This window comes from Daejeonella sp. H1SJ63 (genome assembly GCF_029360775.1).
GTDB lineage: Bacteria > Bacteroidota > Bacteroidia > Sphingobacteriales > Sphingobacteriaceae > Daejeonella.
In genome coordinates, this window is record NZ_JARKMZ010000036.1 from 35,882 (window position 1) to 49,389 (window position 13,508).

13 protein-coding genes are annotated in these 13,508 nt (G+C 39.6%); 2 read left to right on the forward strand and 11 right to left on the reverse strand.

All coding sequences use genetic code 11. The features are described 5' to 3' along the window. Positions 1-58 precede the first annotated feature (58 nt). Positions 59-637, reverse strand: coding sequence for a thymidine kinase (locus P2W72_RS12745; RefSeq protein WP_276363164.1), 579 nt, complete (start codon positions 635-637; stop codon positions 59-61). Between the two features lie 179 nt (positions 638-816). On the opposite strand from P2W72_RS12745, the gene P2W72_RS12750 reads away from it, so the two are divergent. Next, positions 817-1,761 carry a hypothetical protein gene (locus P2W72_RS12750; RefSeq protein ID WP_276363167.1) on the forward strand — a complete coding sequence of 315 codons (945 nt, stop codon included), beginning with the start codon at positions 817-819 and terminating at the stop codon, positions 1,759-1,761. Here P2W72_RS12750 and rodA read toward each other — a convergent pair. The 7 genes from rodA to purN form a co-directional block, all read right to left on the reverse strand. Then, positions 1,754-3,013 carry a rod shape-determining protein RodA gene (gene rodA / locus P2W72_RS12755; RefSeq protein WP_276363170.1) on the reverse strand — a complete coding sequence of 420 codons (1,260 nt, stop codon included), beginning with the start codon at positions 3,011-3,013 and terminating at the stop codon, positions 1,754-1,756. The two genes, P2W72_RS12750 and rodA, sit on opposite strands and share 8 nt — an antisense overlap. Beyond that, a complete protein-coding gene (gene mrdA, locus P2W72_RS12760) occupies positions 3,006-4,925 on the reverse strand; it encodes a penicillin-binding protein 2 (RefSeq protein WP_276363173.1) in 1,920 nt (639 codons plus the stop codon). The genes rodA and mrdA overlap by 8 nt, the downstream gene beginning before the upstream one ends. 148 nt (positions 4,926-5,073) lie before the next feature. After that, on the reverse strand, positions 5,074-5,592 hold the full coding sequence (locus P2W72_RS12765) for a rod shape-determining protein MreD (protein ID WP_276363176.1): 519 nt from the start codon (positions 5,590-5,592) through the stop codon (positions 5,074-5,076). Continuing rightward, on the reverse strand, positions 5,592-6,419 hold the full coding sequence (gene mreC / locus P2W72_RS12770) for a rod shape-determining protein MreC (protein ID WP_276363179.1): 828 nt from the start codon (positions 6,417-6,419) through the stop codon (positions 5,592-5,594). Before mreC ends, P2W72_RS12765 begins: the two co-directional genes overlap by 1 nt. A 213-nt stretch (positions 6,420-6,632) precedes the next feature. Next, on the reverse strand, positions 6,633-7,655 hold the full coding sequence (locus P2W72_RS12775; protein ID WP_276363182.1) for a rod shape-determining protein: 1,023 nt from the start codon (positions 7,653-7,655) through the stop codon (positions 6,633-6,635). Between the two features lie 83 nt (positions 7,656-7,738). Continuing rightward, complete coding sequence (purH, locus tag P2W72_RS12780; RefSeq protein WP_276363184.1) at positions 7,739-9,265, reverse strand: bifunctional phosphoribosylaminoimidazolecarboxamide formyltransferase/IMP cyclohydrolase; 1,527 nt, start codon at positions 9,263-9,265, stop codon at positions 7,739-7,741. A gap of 216 nt (positions 9,266-9,481) precedes the next feature. Beyond that, positions 9,482-10,063, reverse strand: coding sequence for a phosphoribosylglycinamide formyltransferase (gene purN, locus P2W72_RS12785; RefSeq protein WP_276363187.1), 582 nt, complete (start codon positions 10,061-10,063; stop codon positions 9,482-9,484). A gap of 202 nt (positions 10,064-10,265) precedes the next feature. Between purN and P2W72_RS12790 the strand changes: the two genes are divergently transcribed. Next, a complete protein-coding gene (locus P2W72_RS12790; RefSeq protein ID WP_276363190.1) occupies positions 10,266-11,213 on the forward strand; it encodes a fumarylacetoacetate hydrolase family protein in 948 nt (315 codons plus the stop codon). Positions 11,214-11,314: 101 nt separating this feature from the next. Here the strand turns inward: P2W72_RS12790 and P2W72_RS12795 are convergent, their stop codons facing one another. From P2W72_RS12795 to P2W72_RS12805, 3 genes are read right to left on the reverse strand one after another with little or no spacing between them, the layout of a single operon-like run. After that, the gene (locus P2W72_RS12795) at positions 11,315-12,058 is read right to left on the reverse strand and encodes a LytTR family DNA-binding domain-containing protein (protein WP_276363380.1); all 744 of its coding nucleotides are present in this window, start codon (positions 12,056-12,058) and stop codon (positions 11,315-11,317) included. Then, positions 12,058-13,128, reverse strand: coding sequence for a histidine kinase (locus P2W72_RS12800; protein WP_276363193.1), 1,071 nt, complete (start codon positions 13,126-13,128; stop codon positions 12,058-12,060). The genes P2W72_RS12795 and P2W72_RS12800 overlap by 1 nt, the downstream gene beginning before the upstream one ends. Continuing rightward, a complete protein-coding gene (locus tag P2W72_RS12805; protein WP_276363195.1) occupies positions 13,106-13,468 on the reverse strand; it encodes a DUF4288 domain-containing protein in 363 nt (120 codons plus the stop codon). Before P2W72_RS12805 ends, P2W72_RS12800 begins: the two co-directional genes overlap by 23 nt. Positions 13,469-13,508 lie beyond the last annotated feature (40 nt).

The following is a 13,508-nucleotide window of genomic DNA, read 5'->3' on the forward strand; positions in this document are numbered from 1 at the left end:
AAAATAATCTGATAGTTTGAAAATATGACAGAATGAGCTGCAGGTAAAATAAGCAGGCTTACTGATTGCTATTATAACAGGCTCTGCAACGAGGTTCATAACTTTCTTTTTCACCAAGAAGGATTTTAGACTCATTTGCTACGGTCCGGTAGGAGTAACTTGCCGCTCCTCCGCATTGCACACAGACTGCATGAACCTTGGTCACCATTTCTGCAATTGACATCAGTGCAGGCATTGGTCCGAAAGGCTTCCCCTGAAAATCCATATCCAGTCCGGCTATAATAACCCTGATTCCTCTGTTGGCCAGTTTATTGCAAACATCGGGAAGTTCATCGTCGAAGAATTGTGCTTCGTCAATGCCTACAACCTCAGTATTGGCGCCAAGCAAAAGGATTGAAGCGGCGTTTTCTAACGATGTAGACTGAATTGAATTCAGATCATGTGAAACTACAGAGTTTTCGTCATAGCGGGTATCGGTCTTTGGCTTAAAGATCTCTACATTAAGTCGTGCAATTTGTGCTCTGCGCAATCTTCGGATCAGTTCTTCTGTCTTTCCTGAAAACATTGATCCGCAAATCACCTCAATACTTCCGCCAAGTTCAGCTCTTCTCTTAAAATTATGCTCGTTAAATAACATTCTGCTCTTTATCCCTCTTTTAATTCGGGCATCAAATATCTGAAATTTCTCCCGGATTGAATCTTTACTGCATTAAAAATCCTGCCTTTAGTGATAAATGTAATATATTTGAATATGCCGGAATATACGATAATACTGTTTTTTTTCGTTGATTTTGAGTAGAATTCTATTTTTAAATTATGATGAATAAGAAGGAAATTTTAAAAAAGGTTGGGGATATAATTTCAGAGCTGAACGACCAATATGAATATCTTTCAGCGAATCCTGAGAATTTAAACGATCTCGAACTTGAACTGTTTGCTGCAAATTCAGAATTTCTATCCAATCATATTTCAATTCTTATCAAACTAAATGATAATTCTGTAAGTTCCAAAGCAGATAATCACGTTGCTGCTCAGCAGGCCGAACCTGCTGTTCCTCAATTTTTGAATCCTGTTTCTGCTGACCCTGCTAAGAATCCTGAGGAAGCTGCACAGATTCCAGACTGGAAGTCTCAACTTGCTGAAGAAGTCAGAGATTCATTCGATTATGAAGAAAAGAATGCAAATGAATTATTTGACAGGCCGCTTACTGAAGAAGAGATTCGTGTAATTGATGAAAAGACCAGGTTGAAAACGGTTGTTTCAACCGTTCATTCAGATATTGAGTCACTTCAGCATGTAATTTCGGATGAGCCTCTGAATGTTGAAGAAACAACACTTGTAGCTGCATCTGAATCTGTTTTGGTGCCTGTATCTTCGTCTGAACCGCCATTATTGCCTGTAACAGAAGTGAAGGGATCTGAACTGCCAACTGCCTCTTCGGCTGAAGCTCCTCTTTCTCTGAATGATATTTTATCTGCCCAAACTTCCAGAACAACAGTTTCAAGTCAGTTAAACCAAAAGCAGCCAAAAGATTTGAAAAGTATGATCAGTCTGAATGATAAGCTGCTTTTCGTAAGAGATTTGTTTAATGGTTACAGTCTTGCTTACAGTGAGGCAATTGAACTTCTGAACCGTTTTGATAATTTTGAATCTGCAGATAATTTCCTGAAACAGAATTATGCTTCCAAGAACTCATGGTCGGATAAACAGGCTGCAGTGGATAAATTCTACGAGTTGCTCAGTAAACGCTTCTCTAACTAATTCCCATTCTGTTGGAATCAAATTTCAGCAGGATAAACAGAAGAATGGTAAAACTCCATAGCGATGAACCTCCATAACTCATAAATGGCAGCGGTATTCCAATAACCGGTATAATCCCGACGGTCATTCCTATATTAATAAAAATATGAAAGAAAAGGATTGAAGCTACGCCGTATCCATAAATTCTTGAGAATGAGGAACGTTGTCTTTCAGCGATATTGACGATCCTTAATAATAAAAAAAGATAGAGTCCGATTACTACAAAGCAGCCTGCAAAGCCCCACTCTTCTCCAACAGTACAGAAGATAAAATCAGTACTTTGTTCAGGCACGAAATCATATTTTGTTTGGGTACCCTGCAGGTATCCCTTACCCCAAAGTCCGCCCGATCCAATAGCAATTTTCGATTGATTCAGGTTGTAGCCAATTCCTCTTGGATCATTTACCTTGCCCAGAATAAGATCGATACGATTTCTCTGGTGAGGTTTAAGAATCTGATTGTAGGCAAAGTCAACAGAGAATATAAAAAGTACTGAGAAGAGAACGCCCAGTCCCGTAATTGTAATGACCTTTCTGTTTTTGCGGTAGAGGTAGATCAGGGTTCCGGCAAAAACCAGTACCCCACCAACAACCAGGTATTTATTGTAAAGTACAGTAAGTACAAACAGCAAAATGGAAAGTCCTTCAACAATGAGAAAATATCCGGAAAGTCCTTCGCGATAAAGAACCAGAATCAGCGATGTAAAGGTGAGTGCTGAACCAGCATCCGGCTGAAGCAGGATCAGGGCAGTAGGGAACAGGATAATTACTGCAGCAATAATTTGTGTCTTCAGCTCCTGTATTTTTATAGTTCCTGAACTCAGATATTTTGCCAGAAGCAGACAGGTTGAAAATTTGGCGAATTCAGAAGGCTGCAGTCTGAAACTTCCTATTGGTATCCATGCCTGGTTACCTCCTACATTTCTTCCGATAATGAGTACCAGTATCAGCAGCATAATGCTGATTCCATAGAAAATAGGAGAGAAGGTGTTGAAGAATTTGCCGTCAAGCAACAGAATGGCAAAACCAATGATTATTGCTGAAACAATAAAGATGAGCTGCTTACCATAATTGGTATCCAAATCTATAATACTCGGATTATTTGTGTCATAGACAGCTGCATGAATATTGAACCATCCGATGATACAAAGACTCAGATAGGTTAAAATGATAAACCAGTCTACATTAAAGAATAGGCCTCTTTGATTATTCATTATTTTTTATTGTCCTGCGTTCTGTAAGGGCTTTGTTTACTTCTTTTTTGCTGCTATCTGTTACCCTGCTTCCGGCTGATTGTCCGGCGGCACCTGGCAGCAGGTTGGCCTGCATCAGCCTGTCGACATAAGCCTGAGGTCGTTTGATAGTTTTATTAATATATTTTTCAACCATCAGGCTGGCAATAGGAGCAGACCATGTTGCGCCAAATCCGGCGTTCTCAACCACAACAGCAATAGCGATCTTTGGATTATCACGCGGTGCAAAAGCAACAAAGACAGAGTGATCTTTTCCATGCGGATTTTGTACTGTTCCGGTTTTTCCGCACATTTCAATATCTTCCATTCTTGATACCCATGCTGTTCCACTGGGCTGGTTAACTACTGCACTCATTCCATCAATGATCACATCGAAGTATTTTTGGTCTATACCGGCGCTGTTTTTTGTGGTATATTCTTCTTTGATTACCTTTTTATCGCCAATAGCCTTGATGAGATGTGGTTTATAGAAGAAGCCTCTGTTTGCTACGATAGCCATAACATTGGCCATTTGCAGCGGTGTAATTCCAAGTTCTCCCTGTCCGATTGATAAGGAAATGGTAAAGGATGAGCCCCATCGGTCATTACGGAAACGTTTGGTGTAATATTCATCTGTCGGTAAATGTCCGCTGGCTTCGGCAGGCAGGTCAATTCCTAATGCAGAACCAATGCCAAATGCAGATACTGCAGTTCTCCACTTTTTATAGGCATTTACCGGACGCATACCCGCCTGATCAATCATCCTTGCATAGGTATATCCATAATAAGTGTTACAGGATTCTGTAATCGATCCTTTCAGGTTTATTGATCCATGAACGTGGGTACATCCCATAAAACCGCGCCGACCGTATCTGTAACCACCCGGACAGAAAAAATAGGTGTTTTCATTGATCATCCCGAACTGCTGCGCAACCAAAGCATTCACAACTTTAAATATTGAGCCGGGAGGATACTCAGCCTGAATGGGTCTGACGAACATAGGTTTGTACTTGTCATTCAGTAAAGCCATATAGTTATTGCCGCGCTGACGGCCAACCATAAGATTGGGGTCATAACCCGGGCTGCTTACAAAGGATAAAATCTCGCCTGATGATGGCTCAATAGCCACAATACTGCCGATCTTATTTTTCATCAGCTGCTCACCAAAGCGTTGCAATTCTTTGTCCAGAGAGGATATCAGGTGTTCTCCTGAAACTGCAACTGTATCATATTTACCGCCGGCATAATTTCCTTTCGGACGGTTAAGCGCATCTACCATAAGGTTCTGAACTCCACGCTGTCCCCTGAGCAGTTCCTCGTAAGATCGTTCTACACCGGTAATTCCATGATAATCACCCTGACGATAAAAGCCATTAGACTTTTCAATAACTTTTGGATTAACCTCTCCGATATAGCCCAGGAAATGGGCAGCAATACTATCAGGGTATCGTCTGACTGTGCGGTTTTGAACAAAAAAGCCGGGAAAATTGCTCAGATGTTCCTGAAATGATGCATATACCTGTACAGAAAGCTGTTTTTCAAAAATTGATGCTTTATAGGGCGAGTAATTGCGGGCTTTTTTGAATCTGCGGTCGAATCCCTGCTTGCTGATTCCAATTAGCTTGCAGAATTCCAGAGTATCAAAAGCTTTAACCTCACGTGGAATGACCATCAGATCATATACCGGTTCATTCTGAACCAGTATTTTCTCATTCCTGTCAAGAATGATACCTCTGGCGGGATAAATAGGTAACCTTCTGATTACGTTGTTCTCAGCCGACAGGATGTATTCTTCGCTGATTACCTGAATGTAAAAAAGGCGCAATAACAGGATGATGGATAGAACAATGAATATTCCCTGAACAACAAACTTTCTCGCAAAAAAACTATTCATTAATTCTTATCAGATTAATATTATTCCTGCTTTGCTTTAGCCACACTATTTTTCAGATCGTTGGTGCCAAGGCTATTTTGAATCTGTAAAAGTAAGAAAGAAATGATACCGAAAGTATAAGCTCTGTTTAATTATTTAAGGCCGTAATTTACTTCCTTACCTTTTTGCTGAAGAATGCAAACTCAGTTATAAGCATCAGTAAAACAGTGAACAAAGTACTTGATAATACTCTGACTAAAGTATATCCCATTTCAGAGAATTTAAAACTTTCGAAACTGAAAAGGATGAGATGATGAAAGAAAGTGAGAATCACTGCATAGAATACAAACCATCTGAAACCCATAATGCCAAGGCTGGGATCCGGTTCATTATCAAATCCGTCACGCTGAACGGTAAGATTAATGAAAACAATCCGCACAAAAGCAAGCACGGTACAGGCAGCGGCATTTAAACCAAGGGTGTCATAAAATATATCTATTGTTATACCCGTGAAAAAGGCCAGCAGGAACAATAGGATATTAGGTATTCCAAATGGAAGTAACAGGATAAAAAGTATATACAAATAAGGTATACTGAGGTTATAATAGCCAATATTTTTTAGCAGAAAAACCTGAGAGGCAATCAGTACAATAAACCTGATGATGTTGATGATCAATACTTTTCCCATTATTCAGTTTTATTTTGGGCCTCCAGCTCCAGTTGCTCACGGGAAAGAAGGTTGTTGATCACATATACGTACTGAAGTTTTGAAAAGTCTGTGTCCAGCTTTACCTGAATATCAAGCGAATTATCGCCTTTCCTGGTGCCAATTCTTGATACAAAACCAATATTGCTGCCTTCAGGAAACAGAGAAAACTCTGATGTAGAGACTCTTGCACCCTTTTTGATGGCCAGGTGACTTTGAATATCCTTTAATTCAGCATAACGGGGATCAAAATTATCTTCACCCCAAACCAGTGATCCTATGTTGCCACTTACATTGGCACTGACTTTGGTTTCGGTATGCAGCAATGAACGGATGGTAGCAAAGTTTTCAGAAACATTAAGTATGATTCCTACTATACCCGTTGATGATATAACCCCCATCCCTTTTTTAATTCCATGTTTCTGACCACGATTAATGGTAATGTAATTATTTTTTTGATGAATGGAATTGTTAATCACTTTTGCCACAGTATAGGTATACTGCTGAACCAGGTTGGTATCATTAACAAGTACCTGCTTAACACTGTCGTTACGAAATGAACTGCTTAACTGATTTCTGAGACGGGAATTTTCAAGAGCAAGGCTATCGTTGATTTTACCCAGAATCAGATAACTGCTGAACTCATTTACCCGCTCGTAAGCTGTACCAACAACCTGATTGGACGAGTTCCATACACTGGCACGCTGATAATTATTGTTTTTAACCAGAATGATCAGTGAGGTAACAAAAAAAATGATCAGTAAAAAAAATGCGTTGTACTTACTGATGAAAAGCCAGAGGTTACGCATACTTTATTTGCAGGTTATAAGTATTAAGTTATGAGTTGAAGTAAATTTATGATTTACATTAAATTGCCCCAATTCCTATTGATTTAAATGGGAAAATTTATAATTAATTTTCATTGAATCAATAACAGTAAAAATTAAACGTATTACTTATAACGTATTACTTATAACGTATTACTTATAACGTATTACTTATAACGTATAACTTAGTACTTCCTATTGCATCAGAAATTTAAAATTACCAATATTCTTAAGCGCAATACCTGTACCCCTAACTACTGCCCGCAATGGATCTTCAGCAACATGAACCGGAAGTTTGGTCTTTGCAGCAATACGTTTATCCAGTCCGCGAAGTAATGCTCCACCGCCTGTAAGATAGATACCTGTTTGATAGATATCTGCTGATAGTTCAGGTGGAGTAATCTCAAGTGCTTTCAGAATTGCTTCTTCAATTTTAGAAATGGATTTATCAAGGCAATGTGCAATTTCAGTATAAGATACGGTAATCTGTTTTGGAACTCCCGTCATAAGGTCACGGCCCTGTACAGCATAATCAGCAGGAGGGTCAGAAAGCTCAGGAAGAGCAGCGCCAACCTCGATTTTAATCTTTTCTGCAGTACGGTCACCGATCATGATATTGTGCTGTCGTCTGATGTACTGAACAATATCACTGTCGAAATTATCTCCGGCCACACGGATGGACTGATCGCATACAATTCCGGAAAGTGCAATTACGGCGATTTCGGTAGTACCCCCACCGATATCGATGATCATATTTCCCATTGGCTCTTCAACATCAATACCTATACCTACCGCAGCAGCCATCGGCTCATGGATCAGGTAAACTTCTTTGGCTCCGGCAATTTCTGCAGAATCGCGAACGGCACGCTTTTCAACTTCTGTAATACCTGAAGGGATACAGATAACCATACGGAGAGAAGGGAAAAACCAGCCTTTGCCATTATTGATCATTTTGATCATTCCGCGGATCATGTATTCCGCAGCATTGAAGTCTGCGATTACCCCATCCTTTAATGGTCTGACTGTTCTGATATTATCGTGCGTCTTACCCTCCATCTGCATCGCCTGCCGGCCAATAGCGATAACTTTATTGGTTGTGCGGTCAAAAGCCACAATTGAAGGCTCATCAACTACAACTTTATCATTATGTATTATAAGAGTATTTGCTGTACCAAGGTCAATGGCAATCTCTTGTGTAAACCAATTAAATAATCCCATTCTGTATCTGTTAGCGTGTTGAAAATTATACTAAGATAAACTCTTTTTGTTAATCTGTTCCTATCCGGAAAATTAGCATCTGATTAGTGTTTGAAATGTCTTACACCGGTTGTTACCATTCCAACTCCTTTGGCATTAGCCATATCAATAGATTCCTGGTCTTTGATAGAACCACCCGGCTGAAGGATCATAACCACACCTGCATCAGCGGCAATCTCTACACAGTCGGGGAATGGGAAAAAGGCATCAGATGCCATTACACTTCCTGCAATTTCAAAGTTAAACGCGTTTGCTTTAACTATAGCCTGCTGTAATGCATCAACTCTGGAAGTTTGTCCTACTCCGCTTGCAATCAATTTATTATCCCGGGCGAGCACAATAGTATTCGACTTGGTATGTTTTACAATTTTATTGGCAAAAACCAGATCCTTTATTTCCTGAGCACTTGGTTTTCGATCAGTTACAGGAGTCATTTGTTCTGCCGTTTCCATCAGCTGATCTTTGTCCTGCTCAATAATTCCGTTCAGCAATGTTTTAAATTGTTTAGAAGGCAGGGCAACATCATTTCTCTTCAGCAGAATACGATTTTTCTTTCCGCATAAAATCTGTTTGGCGCTTTCTGAAAATGAAGGAGCAATAAGCACCTCGAAGAACAGTTTATTGATCTCGGCTGCTGTTTCCTCATCAATCTCGCGGTTGCAGATCAGGACACCCCCGAATGCAGAAACCGGATCGCAGGCAAGTGCTGCTTTCCATACTTCAAGCATAGAATTACCCGAAGCTACTCCGCAAGCATTGGTATGTTTCAGGATTGCAAAAGTAGGCTCATCAAATTCATCAATTAAGGCTACAGCTGCATCTACATCAACCAGATTATTGTAGGAAAGCTCTTTGCCATTCAGCTTGTCGAACATTGCATCAAGCTTACCATAGAACACACCTTTCTGGTGAGGGTTTTCTCCGTAACGCAGCGTGCTTGCTTTTTGTTCGCTGTATTTGAATACTGTTAAAGGGTCTTCCTGATTAAAGTAATTAAAGATGGCAGTATCATAATGCGATGAAATATTGAATGCCTGTCTTGCAAAAGCTTTTCTATGGCTGAGCATAGTATAGCCATTATTCTCAGTTAAGATATCTCCTAAGGTTTTATAATCATCTTTTGAAGCAATAATTACTACATCATTGTAATTTTTGGCAGCAGCCCTGATCAGGGAAATACCACCAATATCTATTTTTTCGATGATGTCGGCCTCAGATGCACCTGAACTAACCGTTTCTTCAAAAGGGTACAGGTCAACTATAACCAGATCGATCTCAGGGATCTCATACTGGCTTATCTGAGCCTGATCTTCATTTAGCCCTCTGCGGTTAAGAATGCCACCAAATACCTTAGGATGCAGTGTTTTTACACGTCCGCCAAGTATGGAAGGATAGCCTGTCAGATCTTCAACAGCAATAACATCTATGCCTAATTCACGAATAAACTTTTCGGTTCCTCCGGTTGAATAAAATACAACACCCTGCTCATGCAGTTGTCGGATCAGAGGTTCTAAATTGTCTTTGTAATAAACTGAAATTAAGGCGTTTTTGATTTTAACAGGGTGGCTCATTGAGAAAAAGGGTTTAAAGGCGCAAAGATAGGCTTTTTGATCAATTAGCTGTTAAAAATAAGGTGAAAAATGAATAAAATACAGGAAAGCCTGAAAAGCTTTATCAGGTTTTTATTCAGGACAGTCAGAAGACGGATTTGTAGGCCCGAAGTATGTCTGAATATTCAGGCTCAGAGTAATAAAAAGCGTATTGAGTATGGAATATTTGAATTGAACCTATTCTGATTTTATCTTTTTTAAAACCTGTTCAACAACTTTTGGATAATGCTGATGTTCAAGCTGCTGACCTTTGAACTTAATCATTTCAAGGTCATCGCCCTCTTCAATTCTGAACCTCGACTGGTGAATGGTTTCACCTTCGTCAAAATTTTCATTTACATAATGGATTGTAATTCCTGATTCTTCATCTCCGGCTTCCAGCACTGCCTTATGTACACGGTCGCCATACATGCCCTTACCACCGTGTTTCGGGAGTAATGCAGGATGAATATTTATGATTTTATCAGGGAAGGCTTTGATCAGGTTTTGAGGGATCAGCCAAAGGAAACCTGCAAGAACAATCAGGTCGATCTGAAGATTCTTCAGCAGCCTGATAACATCATCTGTTTTATAAAATTCATGCTTGTCGAAAATATGAGAAGGGATCTCAAAATTATCTGCTCTTTGCAGCACATATGCTTCAGGATTATTTGTCAGCACAATAACAACCTCAGCATCATGATGTTTTTTGAAATACTCCATGATCTTCTGAGCATTGGATCCGGAACCGGAAGCAAAAATGGCAATACGTTTCTTCAAAGCTTATTTTTTAACAAAGATATTATTTTGCGTCTTTTATAGAAATGATCTAAGTCAATTTGCCGCTGTCGGTGGTCATGTAATTATTTTTCAGCCGGACCCAAGCGGTCGGTTGAAACCCATTTCCTGAATTTTTATATTCCTGATAAAGCTGATTTAAAATTTATTAGATTTAGTTAAACGAACCTAAATCAGATTATCCATGAAATTAGTCTCCTATAAAACCGAAGATCGTGAACACCTTGGACTGTTTATCAAAGGCCATATTTATAACCTGAATTCATGCGATAAACTTATTCCTGATAATATGAATGAGTTTTTGAATGGAGGAGAGGAATTGATGGACAGGGCAAAAAGGGTAGATGCCGGCATTAAATCAGGCAAACAGGAGGCAAAAGAAGAGATTTTCTTCGAATTATTGGCTCCTGTACCTCATCCAAATTCATGCCGTGAAGCTTTTTCATTCAGACAGCATCTGGCTTCAGTACAGCGGGATGCCAGATCTGGCAGGGATCAGTATCCTGTTTTCTGCTTTACCAATCATAATGCAATCCGGGGAATCGGGGATATAGAATGTATGCCGGGGCAGCTTGATAAACTTGATTTCGGACTGGAAGTTGCGATAGTAATAGGAAAAAAGGGAAGAAATATTAAAGCTGCTGAGGCTTCTTCATACATAGCCGGCTTTATGGTAATGAATGGCTTAAGTACCCGGGCTTTACAGATGGAAGACCGGTCTGTTAATCCCGGAAATGATTTTTCAACCTTAGTTGGCCCATGGCTCGTAACTCCCGAAGAACTTGATAATTACAGAGCTGAACCTAAAGCCGGTCATGCAGGCAATTCTTATTCTCTGGGAATGAGGTGCTGGGTAAATGGTATTGAAGTTTCTTCAGGACAAATGTTGGATATGGAATGGACTTTTGCCGAGATCATTGAAAGATGTTCATACGGAGTAGATATTCTGCCGGGAGATGTGATAGGCTCGGGAATAGTCGGAACCGGTTGTTTGATGGAATTGAATGCAAGCGGGATGCAAAGAGATCCAAATTATAAGCCTCAATGGCTGAAGGCAGGAGATATTGTGGAAATGGAAATTACCGGACTCGGAAGATTAACAAATACTATCAGGGAGGCTAAAACTATTTAAATAGTTCTGATCTGCAATTGTAATAGCAATCCGGTGAAAAACTTTTATGAAGTTCAGGAATAGATTAGTAAAGAATCTATTCCTGGTAATCTTTTGATTTTTTAAAGTCCAAGAACCTGTCTTAACTTCGGGTAACCTGTTTTGCTGACAGGGATTTTTTCTCCCGACTTCAATATTGCCAGATGAGACTCCTTTTCGTAAGGGTCAATTCTTGTGATTTCGTCAATTCTTACGATGTATGAACGGTGTACTCTGACGAAATGATCTTCACCTAAAAGCTTTTCAAAATAAGCCATGGTCTTGTTCTTCAGGAATGAACCTTCGGGAGTATGTATTTTGACATAATCATCATCTGCTGCCAGAAAAATAATATCGTTAACCGGAATGATTTTGATCTTGGTGCCTGTTTTAACCACAACACGTTCATTCCTTAAACTTGAATTCTGAATATTGTCTAAAAGTTGTCTGGTATTTTGTTTAGGCTCTGAAACCTGGTGTTGATCCATCCACTTCTGAACTGCTTTGTCAAAACGTTCTTTGGTGAATGGTTTTAAGAGGTAATCAATAGCATGTTCTTCAAATGCTTTGATAGCGTATTCATCAAAGGCAGTTGTAAAAATCACTGCCGGAGGTTGTTCGATCAGTTCAAGCATTTCAAATCCATTGATTTTTGGCATCTGAATATCCAGAAATATCAGATCAGGATTATGCTGGGCAATAGCTTTAACACCTTCAAACCCATCATTGCATTCCTGCACAATTTCCATTTCCGGCCAGCTTTGCAGATATTCTGATACTACTGAACGTGCCAAAGGCTCATCGTCAATTAAGATTACTCTCATAATTATAGCTGAGGAATTTTTACAATAGTGGTAAATATATGGCTATGCGATGTAGTTTCCAACAGATCGGTTCTGCCAAATAATAGATGCAGACGCCTTTTCACACCGCTTAAGCCGAACCCTGTTCCATGTTTTGGACGGCTTGTATCCGGATCGAAAGGGTTCTGTACAGTGATATGAAGCTCATTCTCTGTACATTCTCCGAAAATACTTATCGTTACTACACCGGTAGTGTCATAAAGCCCGAATTTAATAGCATTTTCAACAATAGGCTGAAGCAGCATTGGGGGAATTAATTTTGTTTTGCAACTTTCATTGTATGAAATTTCTGTAGAAAGCCGGTGCCCAAAGCGTACTTTTTCAATGTCAAGATATAACTGTAAATGTTCCAGTTCATCCATAAGTGAAACAGGCTGCTGATCTTCTTTCTTAAGTGTTCCTCTCAGAAAATCAGATAGCTGATGGATCATTTTTCTGGCCTCCTCGGGTCTGCTTCCGATCAGTGCAGTGATAGAGTTCAGGCTGTTGAACAGGAAGTGGGGCTGAAGCTGCTGTCTTAAATTATAAAGCTCGGCCTCTCTGGCAAGCCTTTCAGCCTCTGTTTTTCTTTTTTCACTTTCTTTCTGGTCTTCCTGAGTGTACCAGACAACACTAACCATCGCCATTAGTCCGATGATAAGCAAGCCAATGAAAAATCGCACCGGCAATGAATTGTAAAGGAATTCTGAATAAGAAGGGTCATTCAGAAGAAGATTTGCAAGAGCCCAGTTATTAACGATAAGCCATAGCGAGGCCAGAATTGAACAGTAGAGCAGCATCAGCAGATATCTGTTTTTCTCAGGCCGGTAATATTTAAGGTTATTGCCTATCATATAACAGGCAATTGTCAGCAAGAGGATACTGATAGTACTGTCAATCAGTGCTGTTTGTGCACTAAAGCCAAACCAGAACAATATCGCAGACTGCGCTATAATACAGGCTACAATACTCTGGACGGCTACCAGTGTAATCTTGTTTCCTGACAAAATATGCGCAGTTGAGTTTTGTTTTTTAAGCTCTGGCTGTTGTGACACTGTTTGTATGATTTTGTTCAATCAGTAATGCTTTTTGATGACTCATTTCAATATATTGATCGGCATCATTTACTTCAAGTATATTACAGTAGATCTCAGAACCATCTTTTAGTTCATCCAATTGATACAATTCAGTCATGTTGATGAAATTCCATCGGAAAGCTTTATCATCTCTGTTTTCCAGAATACTTTGTTCTTCGCTGATCATCTTTCTTGCTTTTGCAAGGGCTTCCTGCTCATTTTTTGCACTAATCAGTCTGAGCTGTTCATCGAACTGAGGCAGGTGATTGCCATTACCACAGGTGATTCTGAAGATTAGTTTAGCGACATACCAATTCATAATAGATAAATTTAGAATGTTATAATTAAATATCTGTTTA

What these genes read in the sequence shown, in the direction of transcription:
- mrdA (WP_276363173.1), bottom strand. Translation starts at nt 4,925, where the DNA reads ATGAATAGTTTTTTTGCGAGAAAGTTTGTTGTTCAGGGAATATTCATT.
- rodA (WP_276363170.1), bottom strand. Translation starts at nt 3,013, where the DNA reads ATGAATAATCAAAGAGGCCTATTCTTTAATGTAGACTGGTTTATCATT.
- P2W72_RS12750 (WP_276363167.1), top strand. Translation starts at nt 817, where the DNA reads ATGATGAATAAGAAGGAAATTTTAAAAAAGGTTGGGGATATAATTTCA.
- P2W72_RS12775 (WP_276363182.1), bottom strand. Translation starts at nt 7,655, where the DNA reads ATGGGATTATTTAATTGGTTTACACAAGAGATTGCCATTGACCTTGGT.
- P2W72_RS12745 (WP_276363164.1), bottom strand. Translation starts at nt 637, where the DNA reads ATGTTATTTAACGAGCATAATTTTAAGAGAAGAGCTGAACTTGGCGGA.
- P2W72_RS12805 (WP_276363195.1), bottom strand. Translation starts at nt 13,468, where the DNA reads ATGAATTGGTATGTCGCTAAACTAATCTTCAGAATCACCTGTGGTAAT.
- mreC (WP_276363179.1), bottom strand. Translation starts at nt 6,419, where the DNA reads ATGCGTAACCTCTGGCTTTTCATCAGTAAGTACAACGCATTTTTTTTA.
- P2W72_RS12765 (WP_276363176.1), bottom strand. Translation starts at nt 5,592, where the DNA reads ATGGGAAAAGTATTGATCATCAACATCATCAGGTTTATTGTACTGATT.
- P2W72_RS12790 (WP_276363190.1), top strand. Translation starts at nt 10,266, where the DNA reads ATGAAATTAGTCTCCTATAAAACCGAAGATCGTGAACACCTTGGACTG.
- purH (WP_276363184.1), bottom strand. Translation starts at nt 9,265, where the DNA reads ATGAGCCACCCTGTTAAAATCAAAAACGCCTTAATTTCAGTTTATTAC.